General features: G+C 71.7%; 15 protein-coding genes. 6 read left to right on the top strand and 9 right to left on the bottom strand.

Annotated features, from left to right (window positions below):
• Both ACIA8N_RS07555 and ACIA8N_RS07550 read left to right on the top strand, forming a co-directional pair.
• Complete coding sequence (locus tag ACIA8N_RS07555; protein WP_365781677.1) at window positions 1–1,950, top strand: fumarate reductase/succinate dehydrogenase flavoprotein subunit; 1,950 nt, start codon at window positions 1–3, stop codon at window positions 1,948–1,950.
• Window positions 1,947–2,717 (top strand): succinate dehydrogenase/fumarate reductase iron-sulfur subunit, encoded by a 771-nt coding sequence (locus ACIA8N_RS07550; protein WP_365781675.1) that lies wholly within the window; start codon window positions 1,947–1,949, stop codon window positions 2,715–2,717. The genes ACIA8N_RS07555 and ACIA8N_RS07550 overlap by 4 nt, the downstream gene beginning before the upstream one ends.
• Here ACIA8N_RS07550 and ACIA8N_RS07545 read toward each other — a convergent pair.
• Window positions 2,698–3,444, bottom strand: coding sequence for a transglutaminase domain-containing protein (locus tag ACIA8N_RS07545; RefSeq protein WP_365781673.1), 747 nt, complete (start codon window positions 3,442–3,444; stop codon window positions 2,698–2,700). The two genes, ACIA8N_RS07550 and ACIA8N_RS07545, sit on opposite strands and share 20 nt — an antisense overlap.
• A gap of 31 nt (window positions 3,445–3,475) precedes the next feature.
• Entirely contained in the window at window positions 3,476–4,495 is a 1,020-nt protein-coding gene (locus tag ACIA8N_RS07540) for a hypothetical protein (RefSeq protein ID WP_399415896.1), read from the bottom strand.
• 162 nt (window positions 4,496–4,657) lie between these two features.
• Here ACIA8N_RS07540 and ACIA8N_RS07535 point away from each other — a divergent pair, with 162 nt between their 5' ends.
• Window positions 4,658–6,766 carry a TPM domain-containing protein gene (locus ACIA8N_RS07535; protein WP_365781669.1) on the top strand — a complete coding sequence of 703 codons (2,109 nt, stop codon included), beginning with the start codon at window positions 4,658–4,660 and terminating at the stop codon, window positions 6,764–6,766.
• Between the two features lie 62 nt (window positions 6,767–6,828).
• Window positions 6,829–7,536 carry a PspA/IM30 family protein gene (locus ACIA8N_RS07530; RefSeq protein ID WP_365781668.1) on the top strand — a complete coding sequence of 236 codons (708 nt, stop codon included), beginning with the start codon at window positions 6,829–6,831 and terminating at the stop codon, window positions 7,534–7,536.
• 44 nt (window positions 7,537–7,580) lie between these two features.
• On the opposite strand, the gene ACIA8N_RS07525 is transcribed toward ACIA8N_RS07530, so the two are convergent.
• The 4 genes from ACIA8N_RS07525 to ACIA8N_RS07510 form a co-directional block, all read right to left on the bottom strand.
• The gene (locus ACIA8N_RS07525; protein ID WP_365781735.1) at window positions 7,581–10,115 is read right to left on the bottom strand and encodes a SpoIIE family protein phosphatase; all 2,535 of its coding nucleotides are present in this window, start codon (window positions 10,113–10,115) and stop codon (window positions 7,581–7,583) included.
• Window positions 10,116–10,295: 180 nt separating this feature from the next.
• Entirely contained in the window at window positions 10,296–10,718 is a 423-nt protein-coding gene (locus tag ACIA8N_RS07520) for an ATP-binding protein (protein ID WP_365781667.1), read from the bottom strand.
• Window positions 10,719–10,914: 196 nt separating this feature from the next.
• Window positions 10,915–11,316 (bottom strand): NUDIX domain-containing protein, encoded by a 402-nt coding sequence (locus ACIA8N_RS07515; RefSeq protein ID WP_365781665.1) that lies wholly within the window; start codon window positions 11,314–11,316, stop codon window positions 10,915–10,917.
• A 58-nt stretch (window positions 11,317–11,374) separates the two neighbouring features.
• Entirely contained in the window at window positions 11,375–11,899 is a 525-nt protein-coding gene (locus tag ACIA8N_RS07510; protein WP_365781663.1) for a PadR family transcriptional regulator, read from the bottom strand.
• A gap of 126 nt (window positions 11,900–12,025) precedes the next feature.
• Between ACIA8N_RS07510 and ACIA8N_RS07505 the strand changes: the two genes are divergently transcribed.
• Window positions 12,026–13,441 (top strand): MATE family efflux transporter, encoded by a 1,416-nt coding sequence (locus ACIA8N_RS07505; protein WP_365781733.1) that lies wholly within the window; start codon window positions 12,026–12,028, stop codon window positions 13,439–13,441.
• Here ACIA8N_RS07505 and ACIA8N_RS07500 read toward each other — a convergent pair.
• From ACIA8N_RS07500 to ACIA8N_RS07490, 3 genes are all read right to left on the bottom strand, one after another.
• Complete coding sequence (locus ACIA8N_RS07500) at window positions 13,405–13,584, bottom strand: SPOR domain-containing protein (protein WP_030207732.1); 180 nt, start codon at window positions 13,582–13,584, stop codon at window positions 13,405–13,407. The two genes, ACIA8N_RS07505 and ACIA8N_RS07500, sit on opposite strands and share 37 nt — an antisense overlap.
• A 155-nt stretch (window positions 13,585–13,739) precedes the next feature.
• Complete coding sequence (locus tag ACIA8N_RS07495) at window positions 13,740–15,500, bottom strand: hypothetical protein (RefSeq protein WP_365781661.1); 1,761 nt, start codon at window positions 15,498–15,500, stop codon at window positions 13,740–13,742.
• A 181-nt stretch (window positions 15,501–15,681) separates the two neighbouring features.
• Window positions 15,682–16,434: a GntR family transcriptional regulator gene (locus ACIA8N_RS07490; protein WP_030548654.1), complete on the bottom strand. Its 753-nt coding sequence runs from the start codon at window positions 16,432–16,434 to the stop codon at window positions 15,682–15,684.
• 273 nt (window positions 16,435–16,707) lie between these two features.
• Between ACIA8N_RS07490 and ACIA8N_RS07485 the strand changes: the two genes are divergently transcribed.
• Window positions 16,708–18,039 carry a glycoside hydrolase family 18 protein gene (locus tag ACIA8N_RS07485; protein WP_365781659.1) on the top strand — a complete coding sequence of 444 codons (1,332 nt, stop codon included), beginning with the start codon at window positions 16,708–16,710 and terminating at the stop codon, window positions 18,037–18,039.
• The last annotated feature ends 87 nt before the right edge of the window (window positions 18,040–18,126 follow it).

Below are 18,126 nucleotides of genomic sequence, written 5' to 3'. Positions count from 1 at the left end.
ATGACGCACGTCGAGCGAGAGCAGTGGGACGTGGTCGTGGTCGGCGCGGGCGGCGCGGGACTGCGCGCCGCGATCGAGGCACGCCGTGCGGGCGCCCGTACGGCCGTCATCTGCAAGTCCCTCTTCGGCAAGGCGCACACCGTGATGGCCGAGGGCGGCATCGCCGCCTCCATGGCCAACGTCCACCCGCAGGACGACTGGAAGACCCACTTCCGCGACACCATGCGCGGCGGCAAGTTCCTCAACCAGTGGCGGATGGCCGAGCTGCACGCCCAGGAGGCCCCCGAACGGGTCTGGGAGCTGGAGACCTGGGGCGCGCTCTTCGACCGCACACCGGACGGCCGGATCTCCCAGCGCAACTTCGGCGGCCACGAGTACCCGAGGCTCGCCCACGTCGGCGACCGGACCGGCCTCGAACTGCTCCGCACCCTCCAGCAGAAGACCGTGGGACTCCAGCAGGAGGATCACCGCGAGACCGGCGACCACGAGGCGCGCCTGAAGGTCTTCCAGGAGTTCACCGTCACCCGCGTCCTGAAGGACGCCGACGGGAAGGTCGCCGGGGTGTTCTGCTACGAACGCGAGACCGGCCGCTTCCTCGTCCTGGAAGCGCCCTCCGTCGTCCTCGCGACCGGCGGCATCGGCAAGTCCTTCAAGGTGACGTCCAACTCGTGGGAGTACACGGGCGACGGGCACGCGCTGGCGCTGCTCGCCGGCGCGCCCCTGGTCAACATGGAGTTCGTGCAGTTCCACCCGACCGGCATGGTCTGGCCGCCGTCGGTGAAGGGCATCCTCGTCACCGAGTCCGTCCGCGGCGACGGCGGGGTGCTGCGGAACTCCGACGGCCGGCGCTTCATGTTCGACTACGTCCCCGACGTCTTCAAGGAGAAGTACGCGGAGACGGAGGAGGAGGGCGACCGCTGGTACGAGGACCCCGACCACAACCGGCGCCCGCCCGAGCTGCTGCCGCGCGACGAGGTGGCCCGGGCCATCAACTCCGAGGTGAAGGCGGGACGCGGCTCCCCGCACGGCGGGGTGTTCCTGGACGTGTCGACCCGGATGCCGGCCGACGCGATCCGGCGTCGGCTGCCCTCGATGTACCACCAGTTCAAGGAGCTGGCCGACGTCGACATCACGGCGGAGGCGATGGAGGTCGGGCCGACCTGCCACTACGTGATGGGCGGGGTCGCCGTCGACTCGGAGACGGCGGCGACGGTCGGCGTGCCGGGGCTCTTCGCCGCGGGCGAGGTCGCCGGCGGCATGCACGGCTCCAACCGGCTCGGCGGGAACTCCCTCTCCGACCTGCTGGTCTTCGGACGGCGGGCCGGTCTGCACGCGGCGCGGTACGCGCTGTCGGGGGCGGGAGGCGGCGCCGTGGCCACACGTGTCGAGGCGGCGGACGTCGAGGCCGCGGCGGCGGAGGCGCTGGCTCCCTTCGCCGGGTCCGACGGTGGGTCCGACGAAGGTGTGGGCGGTGGTGCGGGCGGTGGTGTTCCCGAGAATCCGTACACCCTCCATCAGGAGCTCCAGCAGACGATGAACGACCTCGTCGGGATCATCCGGCGGGAGGGCGAGATGGCCGAGGCTTTGGAACGGATCGCCGCCCTGCGCGCGCGGGCCCGCCGGATCTCGGTCGAGGGCCACCGGCAGTTCAACCCCGGCTGGCACCTGGCCCTGGACCTGCGGAACATGCTGCTCGTCGGCGAGTGCGTGGCCCGCGCCGCCCTGGAACGCACCGAGTCCCGGGGCGGGCACACCCGCGAGGACTACCCGGCGATGGACCGCGCCTGGCGGCCGGTGAACCTGCTGTGCCGGACGTCGGACGGGGGCGGGATCGCGCTCGAACGGACCGTCACGGAGCCGATCCGGTCCGACCTCCTCGCGCTCTTCGAGCAGGAGGAGCTGGCCAAGTACCTCGCCGAGGGCGAACTGGAAGGGGGTCCCGGCTCATGAGCACGTACGACGCGAGCTTCCGGATCTGGCGGGGCGACGCCGACGGCGGCGAGCTGACCGACTACACGGTGGAGGTGCACGACGGGGAGGTCGTCCTCGACGTCGTGCACCGCCTGCAGGCCACCCAGACGCCGGATCTCGCGGTGCGCTGGAACTGCAAGGCGGGCAAGTGCGGGTCGTGCTCGGCCGAGATCAACGGCAGGCCGCGACTGCTCTGCATGACCAGGATGTCGGTGTTCGCACGGGACGAGGTGATCACCGTGACGCCGATGCGCGCCTTCCCCGTCGTCCGGGACCTGGTCACGGACGTCTCCTTCAACTACGCGAAGGCGCGGGAGATCCCGGCCTTCGTACCGCCGGCCGAACTCGGTCCAGGCGAGTACCGGATGCGGCAGGAGGACGTCGAGCGCTCGCAGGAGTTCAGGAAGTGCATCGAGTGCTTCCTGTGCCAGGACACCTGCCATGTCGTCCGCGACCACGAGGAGAACAAGGAGGCCTTCGCGGGGCCCCGCTTCCTCATGCGGATCGCGGAGCTCGACATGCATCCGCTGGACGCGGCGGAGGAGGCCGGGACAGACCGGCGGCGGACGGCGCAGGAGGAGCACGGGCTCGGCTACTGCAACATCACCAAGTGCTGTACGGAGGTGTGCCCGGAGTCCATCCGCATCACCGACAACGCGCTGATCCCGATGAAGGAGCGGGTCGTGGACCGGAAGTACGACCCGCTCGTGTGGCTCGGCAACACCATCAGGCGGCGGAAGACCTAGATCTCGTCCGCGGGCCCGCGCCTGTGCCCGCGCCCGCGCTCCATCGGCCGAGGACCGGTTCGGCCAGGGTGCGGGCGGGGAGGCACAGGGTCTGGCCGTGCCGGGCGAACAGCTCGTCGCGCGAGGTGAAGCGGCCGAGGTCCGTCCGGAGGTGGGCGGACAGGTCGCAGGGCGCGGTGCCGGCGCAGGCGGCCGGGGCGTCCCAGTCGACGCCGGTCCGGGCGACGGCCTCGAAGAGCGTCTCGGGGCCCGAGTTGGTGAAGCCGCCGCCGGAACCGCTGCGGGAGCCGCCTCCGGAGCCGCCGCCGTGCTCGGGCGGGGCCTGGTCGGTGAACAGCTCGGCGATGGGCACCCAGGTGCCGTCGAGCCGGAACTCGGGCCAGGCCAGCACCACTTCCTCGGGCACGAACCGGCGCAGCTTCGGGAAGCGCGGGTACCAGAAGTGGCCGTCGACGAGCAGGCCCCGCACCCGGGTGGGCACGCCGAGCGACCGGGCGACCGCCTCCAGGGCCGCCATCCGCTGACTGCAGGAGCCCCGGCCGAGCCGCAGCGTCCGCGACACCCGGCGCAGGTCCTCCACGGAGTACACCGGCCGTACCGTCGCGGCGATGATCCCGTGGGCCGCCTGGAGCCGGGCGCGGTCCGTGACCGCTCCCCGCGCCTCGGACTCGCTCCGCACCCGCGCCGTGAGGGCGAGGACCAGGGGGTCACCGAGGTCCAGGATCACGGTGGGCCCGGTGGACCCGGCGACCTCGGCATCAGTGCCAGCCCGCGCGGTAGGCCGCCCAGTCGCCCTCCTTCGCGGCGAAGTCGACGTACAGCGCGACGCCGAAGCGCTGACGGCCGGGGTCGGTGCGCCCGAGGCCGAGTCTGGTGCCCCTGACGGCCGCGTCGACGGTCTCCGCGTCGTCGTGGTGACCGAGGTCGTCCTCGTGGAAGAAGGGGAGACCCATCAGCAGGTCGGTCGACTCGGGGGTCACTTCGAGGGCGAGGCTGGTCTGCTGGGCGACGTACCCGCCGTAGAGGCTCTCCAGCGGCATCCAGGTGTCGTACGACATGACGGCGATCTGGTCGACGCGCCGGGCCACCTGGCCGAAGAACTCCTGCGACCACCACTTCTCGCTGCCGCTGATCGCGCCGTTCACCGAGTGGAGGCCGGGCAGCGGGTCGATCTGGTGGGCGGCGACCGAGAGCAGTGCCGTCCGCGACCGGGTCAGCTTCCCGAGGTCGTCGAGGAGGGAGAGGTAGTGGGCGTCGTCGGACAGCAGCGGCTCCAGGTCGAAGTGGACCCCGTCGAAGCCGGCGTCGAGGATCTGCCGGGCCGAGGTGACCACGGCGGCCCGGGACCCGGCCTTCTCCAGGTGCAGTCCGTCGGGGCCCTCGGTGGCCAGGATGTCGCCGAGCCAGGCCTGCACGCGTATCCCGGGCATCGTGCGGTGCACCGCGTCGATGAGCCACTTCGCACGGGGGTACCGGGCGGCGGGCAGGGTGCCGTCGTGCTCCAGGGGTCCGGCGTGGACGTACAGGTCGCGTATGCCCGTGCCCTTGATCCGCTCGGCGAACGCGGCGAGGTCGGCATCCTTGCGCCGCCCGTCGACCCACGCGTGTCCGAGCCAGATGGCGTCCTTGCCCCGCGTCCGCGCGTCCTCCCTGAGGTCGCCCGTGTAACTGACGCGCAGGGCGAGTGCGCCGAACAGCGGGGGCACCACGAGGACGAGGACGAGCCCGAGCACGAACCAGCGCCCCCTTCGCCACATACTCCTCAGCCGTCCACTCACCCGAGTCCCCCAAGAGCCGTCGTGTCACTGGTACCACCGCCTCACACCGTAGCGGTGGCTACTGACAGTGACGCCCGGCTGTGCAGAATGGTTTCCGTACGGACGGCCGGACGGCTCGACGTCCGGTCGCGGGGCGGCATACCCGGACATACCCTCCCCTTTGTGACGCGAACAGCCACCCGAGCCCTTCTCGCGGTACTGGTGGCGGCGTGGTGGCTCCTCGTGCCCGCCGTTCACGGTGCCCACGCCGACGACCCCGTCGTCCTGTCCCGGGACGGCCAGGTCACCGACCGCGTGGGCGCCCTCGGCGACCGGCGCGCCGCCGTGGTCCAGGCCCTCGACCGGCTCTACGACGACCGGCGCGTCCAGCTCTTCGTCGTCTACGTACGGGACTTCTCCGGCCGGTCGGGGCAGACCTGGGCCGACGCCACGGCGGAACGCAACGGCCTCGGGACGGACGACGTCCTGCTCGCCGTCGCCACCCACGACCGCCGGTACGGCTACTCCGCCGACCCCGGCTCACGCTTCACGCAGGGACAGCTCGACGAGGTGTCACGGACCGCGATCGAACCGGCGCTGCGGCAGAACGACTGGGCGGGTGCCGCCATCGGTGCCGCCGACGGGTACGCGGCCGTCCTCGCAGGACAGCCCGTGCCCGCCCCGGCCATCACACCGGGGCCCGCAGACCCGGGCGGCGCGGCCGACGAGGGGACCTCGGGGGCCGACCTGCTCCTGCCGCTGGTCCTCGCCGGCGGCGCCGGGGCCGTGGGGGCGTACGCGTACGTCAAGCGACGCCGGCGGACCGAGACCCGCACCACGCCACAGGGCGGTCAGGGCTGGGGTCCCCCGAAGGAGTCCGCGCCACCGTCCCTCGACGAGCTCGACGGCGAGGCCCGCAGGACGCTGGTCGCCACCGACGACGCCGTCCGCACCAGCCAGGAGGAACTGGGTTTCGCCTCGGCCCAGTTCGGCGAGGAGACGGTACGCCCGTTCACCGAGGCGGTCACCTTCGCCGGGGAGCAGCTGACGGCCTCGTTCCGGCTGCGGCAGAAACTCGACGACGCCTTTCCCGAGGACGACTCGACCCGCCGGTCCATGCTGGAGGAGATCCTGCGACGCTGCGGGGAGGCGAACGCCCGCCTCGACGCGGAGAGCGAGGACTTCGACCGGCTCCGGGCCCTGGAGCGGAGCGCGCCCGAGGCGCTGGACGCGGTCGAGGCCGCCTTCCGGGAGCAGACCGGGCGGATGGGCACGGCCGAGGCGGCGCTCACGGCGATGCGGGAGCGGTACGCGGAGACGGCGGCCGCGCCCGTCGCGAGCGACGTCGAACAGGCCAAGGACCGGATCGTGTTCGCCACGACCCATGTCGACCAGGCGCGTCAGCAGATCGACGCCGGTGACAACGGCGGGGCCGCCGTGCACATCCGGGCGGCCGAGGGGGCCGTGGACCAGGCGGCCCGGCTGATCGAGGCCGTGGACCGGCGGGCGCAGGAGCTGGCCGAGGCGGTGGGCAGGCTGCCGGGCGCGCTGGCGGAGACGGACGCGGACCTCGCTGACGCCCGTGGCCTGTTGAAGGGGACGGCCGAGGGGGTGTCCACGGCCGATCTCCAGGGCCGGATCGGCCGCGCCGAGTCGGTGGTCGCGGAGGTGCGGCGTGTCGTGGACACCGGGCGGTACGACCCGCTCGACGCCCTGCGCCGGGTCGAGGAGGCCGACGCGGCGCTCGACGAGGCTCTGGAGGGCGCGCGGGAGCGCGAATCGGGCAGCCGGCGCGCCCGGGTGCTCCTCGATCAGGTGATGCTGACGGCCCGCTCGGCGATCGGGGCGGCCTCGGACTACATCACCACCCATCGGGGCGCGGTGGGCAGCGAGGCCCGTACGCGCCTCGCCGAGGCGCAGCGCCGCTGGGAGAAGGCGCGTGCGCTCGGTGACGCCGGCGACCCGCAGACCGCTCTCGCGGAGGCCCAGCAGGCGGACGTGCTCGCCCGGCGCGCCCAGGACCTGGCCGAGCAGGACGTCCGGACCTATGGGAACCCGAACGGCCTGGGCGGTGTATCAGGAGTAGGAGGAAGCGGTGGCGGCGGGCTCGGCGGGGCCGTGCTCGGCGGCATCATCCTCGGCGGACTGTTCGGCGGGGGAAGGGGAGGCGGACATGGGGGCTTCGGTGGGGGTTCGGGCGGGGGGTTCGGGGGCGGAGGTTTCGGCGGCGGGCCCGGCAGCTTCGGCGGCAGCGGCACGCGCGGCCGTCTGGGCGGCGGCGGCCGTTTCTGAGGGCGGCGCGAGCCGTGTCCCGCCCTCGTCTTTCCCTCTCGAGGAACCCAAGGAGAAGAGCGATGACCAAGCAGACCATTCTCGGCCGGGTGACCCAGCTGGCCAAGGCCAACATCAACGCGCTGCTGGACCAGGCGGAGGATCCGCAGAAGATGCTGGACCAGCTGATCCGCGACTACTCGAACAACATCGCGGAGGCGGAGGAGGCGGTGGCCTCGACCATCGGCAATCTCCGGCTGATGGAGCAGGACCATCAGGAGGACGTGACGGCGGCGAAGGAGTGGGGCGGCAAGGCGCTCGCCGCCAGCCGGAAGGCCGACGAGCTGCGGGGCGGCGGGCAGACGGCCGAGGCGGATCGCTTCGACAACCTGGCGAAGGTGGCGCTGGGCCGCCAGCTCCAGTCGGAGAAGGAGGCGAGGACGGCGGAGCCGACGATCGCCGCGCAGACCGAGGTGGTGTCGAAGCTCAGGACGGGCCTGGACCAGATGAAGGCCAAGCTCGGCGAGTTGCAGGCGAAGCGCGACGAGCTGGTGGCGCGCGCCCGGTCGGCCCAGGCGCAGAACACGATGATGGACGCGGTGAAGAGCATCGACGTCCTCGACCCGACCAGCGAGCTGAGCCGCTTCGAGGACAAGGTGCGGCGGGAGGAGGCGCGGGCGATGGGCAAGCAGGAGCTCGCCGCCTCGTCGCTGGACGCCCAGTTCGAGCAGCTGGACGCGCTGGGCGACAGCGCCGAGATCGAGGCCCGGCTGGCCGCGCTCAAGGGTTGATCGGTACGTGGCTGCGCCGTGGGGCCGGCTGGGTGCGGCGCCGGTCAGAACATGCTGAGGAGTTGTTCCACGGTGGGTTCCGCCGCCCCTTCGCCGTCCGGCAGGGCCAGTTCGAACCAGACGGTCTTGCCGCGCGGGGTGCGCCGCGAGCCCCAGGAGGAGCTGAGCAGTCCCACCAGCTGGAGGCCGCGGCCGCCCTCGTCGGTGTCCTTGGCGCGGCGGCGCCGCGGCTGGACCAGACCGGCGTCCCAGACCTCGCAGACGAGGGTGCGGTCGCGGAGCAGCCGCAGCCGGATCTCTCCCTCGCCGTAGCGCAGCGCGTTGGTGACGAGTTCGCTGACGAGGAGTTCGACGGTGTCGACGAGCGGTTCGAGTTCCCAGGCCTTGAGCTGGGTGCGGGCGAGTTCCCGCGCCCTGCCGACCGACCGGGGTTCCCTGGGGAGCTGCCAGTCGCCGACCGCCTCGGTGGGCAGTCCCTGGATCCTGGCCATGAGGAGGGCGATGTCGTCCTCGCCGTGTCCGGTCTCCAGGCTGTTGAGGACCCGGTCGCAGACGTCCTCCAGGGGGCGGGCCGGGTCGGTGAGGGCGCGCCGGAAGGCGCTCAGACCCTCGTCGAGGGGGTGGTCGCGGGATTCGACGAGCCCGTCGGTGTAGAGGGCGAGGAGGGCGCCTTCCGGCAGTTCGACCTCGACCTCCTCGAAGGGTTCGCCGCCGACGCCGAGCGGCATCCCCGGGGGTACGTCGAGCAGCCGGGCCTCCTCGCCGGGTTCGACGAGCACCGGCGGGAGGTGCCCGGCGTTGGCGAACGTGCAGCGGCGGGTGACCGGGTCGTAGACGGCGTAGACGCAGGTGGCGAGGTAGACCTCGGAGAGTTCGGGGCCGCGGGACTTGTGGGTGCGGGACTGCTGGGCGCCGATGGGCGCGCCGAGGCCGCGGGCGATCTCGTCGAGGTGGGAGAGGACCTCGGCCGGTTCCAGGTCGAGCTGGGCGAGGGTGCGGACGGCGGTGCGGAGTTCGCCCATGGCGACGGCGGCGCGCAGGCCCCGGCCCATGACGTCTCCGATGACGAGGGCGGTGCGGTGGCCGGGGAGTTCGATGACGTCGAACCAGTCCCCGCCGACCTCGGTGGCGGTGGTGCCGGGGAGGTAGCGGCAGGCGATGTCGAGCCCGGCCGCCTCGGGGTCGCCGGGCGGGAGCAGGCTGCGCTGGAGGATCAGGGCCCGTTCGTGCTCGCGGCGGTAGAGGCGCGCGTTGTCGATGCAGACGGCGGCGCGGGCGGCGAGTTCGACGGCGAGGGCCCGGTCGCGCTCCCCGAAGGGTTCGCTGCCCTTGGTGCGGGAGAACTGGACGAGGCCGACGACGATGTCGTGGGCGACCATCGGGACGACGAGGGTGGACTGGACGATATCGCCGTCGGCGCCCGGCACGGTCCGGAGGCGGCTGGTGCGCAGGGCGCCCGCGCACGGAGAGTTGAAGGGGTAGCGGTGGACGGCGCCGACCTCGATCGGTTCGGGTCCGCAACAGCCGCGGTCCTGGTCGTGTCGTCCGTCGGTTCTGAGGGGGGTGTCGGAGACGGCGCTGGCGACGGCGACCCTGCGGAGTTCGGCGCTGCCGGCCCCGTAGCCGACGTCGTGGGAGCTTCCCCACCGGCCGGGCGGTGCCTCGTCGCCGGTCAGCAGGCCCTGGTAGAGGTCGACGGAGGCCAGGTCACAGAAGCCGGGGACGGCGACGTCGAGCAGTTCGCGGGCGGTGGCCTCCAGGTCGAGGGAGTTGCCGATGCGGGCGCCGGCCTCGTTGAGGAGCGCCAGGTTGCGGCGGGCGTTGGCCGCTTCCCTGGCCGCGTTGTGGCGGCGGGTGACGTCGATGCCGAGGCCGGCGACGCCGATGGGGCGGCCGGATCCGCTGTGCACCCGGTAGAGGTTGATGGACCAGTGGCGGCGGTCCCTGGCCCCGGGGGCGGCGCCGACGATCTCGAAGTCGGTGACGGCCTCGCCGGTCTCCAGGACGCTGCGGAGGGCGGCGGTCATCCGGTCGGCCTCGGACCGGTTGAGGTAGTCGTGGACGGTCCGGCCGCGATGGTCGTCGGCGGAGCCGCCGAAGACGGTGGCGAAGCGCCGGTTGGCCCGCTTCACGGTGAGGTCGGTGCCGAAGAGGAGAAAGCCGAAGGGGGATTGGCCGAATATCGCCTGGGAGGCGGCGAGGTCGGTCTCGATGCGGCGGAGGGCGCGGACGTCGACGACTATGCAGAGCGCGGCCCGTTCCCCGGACTGGGTCTCGCTCGGCATGACGTACATCTCGGCGATGCCATGGGGGCGGTCGTCTCCGGGCATCCGGAAGGGGACGAGGCCTGTCCACTCCTTGCCGTCGAGGATCTCCCTGACCCGGCGGTGGCCGCGCTCGCGCAGGTCGGCGGGCATGAAGGCCTCCACGGGGTCCTTGCCCCTGGCCTCCTCGGCGGTGACCCCGAAGAGGTCCACGGCTCGTCGGCTCCACTGCTCGACGAGGCCGTCGGGCCCGATCGAGAAGGAGGCCACCCGGATGTAGTCATAGATCGAGCCGGGCGGGCTGCTCTGCCACATGACGCCGCCACTCGCCGTCTCAGGTATCTCGCTCACGCGACCGTCCCCTCCAGCTCACCGCACCGGACCGGCCATGCCCGCAGTATTCAATACAGCGGGCCCCGACGGCACGACGTTCACGATCACAGGGTGGTCTCGTTCGCCTCGCGCCGAGTGTCCGTGATCGTTGTCCCTCCCTGTTTACTCACCAGGCAGAGCCAGCTCGAACCATACGGTTTTGCCGGTCCTTCCCTTGCGGGTCCCCCAGCGTCGCGCGGAACAGGCCACGAGACCGAGGCCACGGCCGCCTTCCTCGTCGGGCCCTGGGGCGCGTGCGGTCGGGGGATCCGGAAGCGGATCGGAAACCTCCACGAGCAGCGCGGGCGGGTGGGCCGGGTCGGCGTCGTCCAGGTGCGGGCGGACCAGCCGGACGCCGATCGGGCCGGAGGCGTACCGCAGGGAGTTGGTCACCAGCTCGCTGACCAGCAAGACGGTCACATCGCCGAGGGCCGCGTCGAGTTCCCAGGCCCGCAGGGTCTCGCGCACGGCATGGCGGGCCGTGCGCACGGCGTTCGCCTCCGCCGGGAAGTTCCACTCGGCGCGGTCGCCGTCGGTGTCGATCACACCCGATCACTTCCCCAGCCGTACGTCAGCAGGAAGGCACACGTCCTCTTTCAACGAGTCAATCAGGACATACCCGATAAATGGGGCGGGATATCGCGCTGGGCGCAGCAGCGGGCGCACGGTGGCACGAACGGCGTAGAGAGACCCGGCCGCGCGCTCCGGGTGAGCCGACAGGAGACCCCGGCCCGGCGCCCGCTCACGTCAGTTGACCGGCGGCCTTGAGGTCGTCGAAGAGCAGCTGGTCGACCGGCGGAACCGAGGGTCGGTCCGCGTACGAGAACCAGGCCATCTCCTCGATCTCGGCGCTCACGGCCAACGTCCCGTGGTATTCGGCGGTGTAGCAGCTCATGCGCACCACGGCGCCGCCCGGCAGATCGGGCACCTCGGCCTCGTACGTGCCCACGTGCAGCGCGCTGTCCGGGTCGAGGAGCACGGTCAGCTCCTCCTTGATCTCACGGAGCAGGGTCTCCAGGTCGGTCTCCGCACCCTCGCGCTTGCCGCCGGGGATGTAGAAGACGTCCTTTCCCCGGGGTCTGGCGCAGAGGATCCTGCCGTTCTCCACCCGCACCCACGCCACCGTGTCGATCAGAATCGTCATCACTCCACCTTCGCCGTCCGGAACCCTCGTCAGGCAAAACCCTAGCGAGATGACCTGGTCAGCCTTCCAGGCTCCCGATCGCCTCGGCCAGCCACTTCTTCTCCTCGGTGCCGGTGGCGCGGGCGATGCGCAGCATGCCCTGGCGGAAGAGATCCGGCGCCTGCTCGGCCCGCACCGGTTCGCCGTCGCGGTAGAAGAAGCTCGCCGGAGTGTCGAGGAAGGACTGCCTGCGGCGGAGGACGGCGGCCTGTTCCGCCCGGTCGGGGAGGTGACGCAGGAACGAGAGCACCGTGAAGAAACGCTGGCCGTCGGTGATTTCGACGTCCTTGGGGTTCCGGAGCCGGGCCCACAGGTCGGCGCGGCCCGCCTCGGTGAGGGAGAGGATCCGCCGGGGTGCCGCACCGCTGCCGGGTTCGGTGCGCTGCTCGATCAGGCCCGCCTTCACCAGCCGGGTGATGGCCGGGTAGAGCGCGCCGTCACTGACCGGGCGGATGTGGCCGCTGAGGCCCTGGATGCGGGCCTTCAGCTCGTAGCCGTGCAAGGGCTCCTCGTAGAGGAAACCCAGAATCGACAGCTCCAGCACGCGCCGACCGCCTTCCCGCACCTGTCCGGATGTTTGCCGGCCCCGCGCGGCCATGCTATCTCTTTTCGCTGCACCTCGATTCGAGGTACAGCGAAAAGAGGGGGGAGCGTCATGAAGCCAGGGCTCATGAAGTCCGGGGCCGCGAAGTCCGGGGCCGCGAAGTCCGTGGTCACGGAGGCGACGGACCACCGGCGCAAGCTGGTGTCGCTGGCGTATCCGGTCTACTTCGAACTGCTCGCGGGCGTCACGGCCGGGATCATCAACATGGTCTGGGTGGCGAGGCTCGGCGGGGCGGCCGTCGCCGCGGTGGCCGCCGCCACGAGCTTGGAGAACCTGCTGCTCGGCGTCATCCTCGTCGCCGGTTCCGGCACGACCGTCCTGGTCGCACGGGCCAGGGGCGCGGAGGATCCGGCGGCGATGCGGTCCGCCGTGCGCGGCGGCTGGGCCCTGTGGGCGATCGTCACGCCCGTCGTCGCCGTGGGCGGGTTCCTGTGCCGCGAGCCGCTCGCCCGACTCGTGCTCGGTGGCGGCGAAAGCGGCTCGGCGCTCCTGGCCACCGGCTACCTCTCGATCGCGCTGCCGGGAATCGCGGTGTTCTTCGCGACCAACGTCATCGACGGCATCCTCAAAGGCGCGGGCGACACCCGTACCCCGATGAGGCTCGCCCTGCTCGCCAACGGGCTGATCCTCGTGCTGGATCCCCTGTTCATCCTCGGGTTGGACCTCGGGGTCCACGGGGCCGCGATCGCCACGGTGCTGGGGCGGACGGTCGCGCTCGTCTGCGGTCTCGTCGCACTGCGCCGCAACGCCGTCCTACGACAGGCGGCCGAGGCGCCCCTGAACGGGGCCGGGTCGCTGGGTGCCGACGCCCGCAGCGTCGCGGCGACGGGTGTGCCCATGTCGGCCGATTTCGTCGTGCGGATGACCGGCGCACTCGCCCTCGTGGCCGTCGTCGCCCGCATCGGCGTCGCCGAAGTCGCCGCCTACGGGATCGCGACCAAGGCGATGTACGTCGCGACCATGAGCTTCTACTCGGTGCGGCAGGCCGCATCCATCCGCACCGCCCATCTGCTCGGCGCCGGACGCGACGAGCGCTGGGCGATCGGACGGCAGGCGCTGCTCCTCGCCGGGGCACTGGGGCTCACGGCCGCGCTGACGCTGCTCGCCGCCGGGCCGTGGATCATGCGGGCGTTCGGCGGCGAGGGCGCGGTGGCCGGGGCGGGCACGGTCTACCTGCGATGCCTGGGGCCGTACCTGGTGATGCTCGCCTGCTTCATCGCGCTGGGCGGCGTGTTCGAGGGCAGCGGCGGCAGTCCCTCCCTCGCGCGGATCACCACGTGCGGGGTGGGGCTTCAACTGGCGCTCGCGTACGGCCTGTCGGGTTCGGGGCTGCCCGGCGTCTGCCTGGCCATGGCGGCGTCCATGGCGCTGCAGTGCGCGGCCGTCGCCAGGATGTACCGGCGCACGAGACCCCCGACGGCTCCTGGCGCCGGGGGCCGGCCTGCTCAGAGCGCGGGGCTGCCGATGTACTCGACCGAGTAGAGCTGCTTGTGGCCGCGGTCGTCGAGACTGTCCGCGATCTTCTGCGCTTCGTCCTTCGTCGCGTACCGGCCCACCCGGTAGCGGTTGCCGTTGTCGTCCTGCCGAATGACGACCCAGACGAGGACGGGACCACTGTCGGCCATCAGGCTTCTCCCTCCACCGGTCCGGGCACCGTCAAGGATCTCCGGGAAACCGCAATCCGCATATGCCCGAGCTTACGCCTGACCTTCACACAGCGGATACGCAATTGCACAAAGAGAGACGGATCGGCCGGGAACCGACGGAGGGAGGCCGAAGCTCACACCCCGGGAGTCGCCCCCGGAGCCCCTGCGGGGGCCGCCGCGGAAGCCGCCGCGGGCACGGTCGGCACCGGCATGAGGACGGGGGCGCCCGCGCCCCGGGGGTCCTTGCGGCAGACGTCCCCGCACGTCGCGTCGAGGGAGCAGCAGAGGGAGCAGACGGGGCCGGACCGCACCGGGCAGTCGGCGATGTCGGGCAGCTCGTAGGCCGTCTCGCACTCGGCGCAGAGATGCGTCGACCGCTCGTCGACGGCCGTGGCTCCCGGGCCGTTCACCGTGTTGGGACGGGCCAGGTAGTAGCGGCCCTTGGTCGCCCAGGCGATCAGCGGGCAGAGGACGACGGCGAGACCGGCGGCGATGAAGGTGGAGAAGGCCTGGGCGTACGTGCCGAAGAGACCGAAGAACGCGAGGATCGAGACGACCGAGGCGATGACCATGGCGCCGAAGCCGGCCGGGTTCACGGCGTACAGGTAGGCCCGCTTGAACTCGATGTACGGGGGGCTCCAGCCGGCCCGCTTGTTGATGACCAGGTCGGCGGCGACCGCCGCGATCCAGGCGATGCCGACGTTGGAGTAGAAGCCGAGCAGCTTGTTCAGGGCCGCGAACATGTTCATCTCCATCAGCGTCAGCGCGATGGCGAGGTTGAGGAAGATGTACCAGACGCGCCCGGGGTGCCGGTGGGTGACGCGGGAGAAGAAGTTCGACCAGGACAGCGAGCCGCTGTAGGCGTTGGTGACGTTGATCTTGACCTGGGAGACGATCACGAAGAGCGCTGCGGCGGGCAGGGCGAACGTCCCGAGCCAGGGCTTGAGGGCCTCGATCTGAGGGGCGATCGGTTCGAGGGCGTGCGTCTTGCCGACGGCCTCCAGGGCGACGAAGGCGAGGAAGGCGCCGCCGAGCTGCTTGGCGGCCCCGATCACGACCCATCCGGGTCCGGCGGCGAGCACGGCCAGGTTCCACCGGCGCTTGTTCGCCTCCGTCTTCGCGGGCATGAAGCGCAGGTAGTCGGCCTGCTCGCCGATCTGGGCGATCAGGGAGAGCGCGACGCCCGTGCCGAGGCCGAACCCGATCCACGAGAAGCCCGCCCCGGCCCCCTCCGTACCGCCGAAGGAGGCGAAGGCGCCCCACGCGTCGGGGGCCTCGAAGGCCAGGACGACGAAGGGCAGCACCATGCCGACGATCCAGATCGGCTGGGTCCAGGCCTGGACCTTGGCCAGGGCGCCCATGCCGCGGAAGACGATCGGGATGACGATCAGGGTGGTGATCAGATAGCCGATCTCGACCGGCAGGCCGACCGCCTGGTGCATGGCCTGGGCCATGATCGAGCCTTCGAGCGCGAAGAAGATGAAGGTGAAGGAGGCGTAGATGAGGGAGGTGAGGGTCGAGCCGAAGTAGCCGAAGCCGGCGCCGCGGGTGATCAGGTCCATGTCCAGGCCGTACTTGGCGCACGCCCGGGCGATGGGTATCCCGGTGAGGAAGATGAGCGTGGCGGCCGTGAGGATCGAGGCGAGTCCGCTGCCGAAGCCGTACGTGAAGACGATCGAGGCGCCGATCGCGAAGTCGGCGAGGTAGGCGATGCCGCCGAGGGCGGTCCCGGCCACGGTCGCGGGCGACCAGCGCCGGAAGGAGTGGGGGGCGTAGCGCAGCGAGTAGTCCTCGCGGCTCTCGTCGGCGGCCAGTCTGGCGTAGCTGCGGCGGGGACCGGGAGGCGGCGCCACCGCGCCGGGCTCCGAGGTGGGGGTGGTGACGGTGTCCGTCATGAGGGTTCCTGTCGTCCGACCGGATCGCGGGTACGGACGAGGAAATTAGGGGCCGGTCGTGACGGTCGCCGACGACGGGCGATTGCCGGTCGGTTACGCCGGTTGACACCCCGTTAACTGGCGATGACACCGCCCGGACGGAGACGTTCGCTGACCGGGCGGGGGTGTGGTGCTCGGCGGTTCACCGCACCGGCAGGTGGTACGAGAGCCGGTAGCGGTCGGCGGGGACGACGACGTCCGCCGTCTCGACGGCCCGCCCCGAGGCGTAGTACGTCCGCTCCACCACCATCACCACGTGCCCCGGAACCCCCCCGAGCGCCAGGAGTTCCTCGGCGAGGCCCGGCCGGGCCCCGACCTCCTCCACGACGTTGTCCACGACCACGTCGATGGCCGCCATCCGCTCGACGACCCCGCAGCCGCCCAGCGGACCCTCCTCGGGCAGCATCACGGGCGTCCGGCCGGTGACGGCGAGCGGCTCCCAGGAGGTGGCGACCATCATGGGCTCGCCCCCGTCCCGGTAGACGTACCGCGTGCGCATCACCCGCTCCCCCGGCTCGATGCCGAGCCGCTCGGCCACCTCGGCGCTCGCCGGCTCCTGCTCGCTGCCCGACTCCCAGGTGCCGCGGGCCCCGTCGGCCGCCTGCTCCTGCCGGAAGGGGCTCGCGCCGGACGCGGGGCGGTAGCCGGAGCGGGCGATCCGGCGCGGCACCGGGCGCTCCCGCACGTAGGTGCCCGAACCCGAGCGCCCCTCCACGAGCCCCTCGGCCATGAGTACCTTGCGGGCCTCCAGCGCGACGGTGTCCGACACCCCGTACTCCTCGCGGATGCGCGCCTGCGAGGGGAGGCGGGTATGCGGCGGAAGCGAGCCGTTGGCGATCTTCTCCCGCAGATCGCTCGCCACGCGCAGATAGGCGGGCTGCTCACCGAACGTCACTGGACACTCCCCTCAGGTTGACTTACAGCTACAGACTGACAACCGACGGTCGCGATCCGCAAGCATGGGCCAAAGTTTCACTCGATGTGATGACGCCTCACCGGCAAACCTTGCTACCCACGGTCACCCCCGGTAGATGGCGTCGAACCCCTTGACCCGCATTGGTCCAGACCAATACGTTCCTGCCTGAACGCCCCGCACGCACTCCTCCGCTCCGACACCTCCGCACGCTCCCACCGCACGCGCCATCCCGCCTCGCACAGGAACGAGCCCATGCGTCCCAGAGCCATGACCAAGCTGACCTTCGCCGCGGCCACCGCCGCCGCTCTCGGCCTCCTCGCCACCGTGACCCCCACAGCAGGAGCGCACCAGTCCCCCGGGCACAGGCCCGAGCTGAAGCGCATCGGCTACTTCACCCAATGGGGCATCTACGGACGCGACTTCCAGGTAAAAGATCTGGAGACGAGCGGCACCGCCGCCAAACTCAGCCACATCAACTACGCCTTCGGCGTGATCGGCCCGGACGGCAAGTGCCTCATGGGCAACGCCCCCGGCTCCGACCCCTGGGCCGACTACGTGCGCCCCGTCGACGCCGCGCACTCGGTCGACGGCGTCGGCGACACCGCCGACCAGCGGCTGGCCGGAAGCTTCAACGAGCTGCGCGAGCTCAAGGCGAAGAACCCCGGCCTCAAGGTCATGATCTCGCTGGGCGGCTGGAGCGGCTCGGCCCACTTCTCCGACGCCGTACGCACCGACGCGGGCCGCAAGGCCCTCGTCGCCTCCTGCATCGACACGTACATCAAGGGCGACCTGCCCGTCGACGGCGCCCGCGGCGGCGCCGGAGCGGCCGCCGGAGTCTTCGACGGCGTCGACCTGGACTGGGAGTGGCCGGGTTCGGACGGCGCCCCCGGCAACGTCGTCCGCCCCGAGGACAAGCCCAACTTCACCAAGCTGGTACGGGAGTTCCGCACCCAGCTCGACGCCTACGGACGCTCACTGCCGCAGCGCAGGCACTACGAGCTCAGCGCGTACGTACCCACCGCGCCCGCCAAGATAGACGCCGGCTTCGAAGTCCCCGCCCTCATGCGGTACTTCGACTTCGTGAACCTCCAGGGGTACGACTTTCACGTCTCCGGCGAGAAGACGACCGCCCAGCAGTCCGCGCTCTTCGCCAAGAACGACTTCAGCGTCGACCAGACCGTCAAGGCCTGGCTCCGGCGCGGCGCCCCCGCCCACAAGCTCGTGGTGGGCATGCCGTTCTACGGCCAGGGCTGGACGGGCGTGACCGGCGGCGGTGACGGCCTCGGGCAGCCGGCGACCGGCCCCGCCCCGGCGACCTGGGCAGCCGGATCCGAGGACTACAAGTTCCTGAAGAAGCTGGCCGAATCGGGGACGTACACGCTGCACCGGGGCCATCGGAACGGCCACGCCTGGCTCTTCGACGGCACCACCCTGTGGACGTACGACGACCCGGCCGTGCTGCGCACCAAGGCGTCCTACGTCCGGCAGCAGGGGCTCGGCGGCGCGATGGTCTGGTCGCTCGACGGGGACACCCCGGACGGTGAGCTGATCACTGCCATCGACCGGGGCCTCACCCGGCGCTGACACCCGGCGCCCCCGAACCGCGGACCGGCCCCGCCGCCCGCGGTGGGCCGGGAGCGGCGGTCGGTCACGGGCCGCCGCTCCCCGGGC

This window comes from Streptomyces sp. NPDC051822, from assembly GCF_044452745.1.
Lineage (GTDB): Bacteria > Actinomycetota > Actinomycetes > Streptomycetales > Streptomycetaceae > Streptomyces.
Note: the sequence above shows the minus strand (reverse complement) of the source record. Positions and strands in the feature narration are given on the sequence as shown.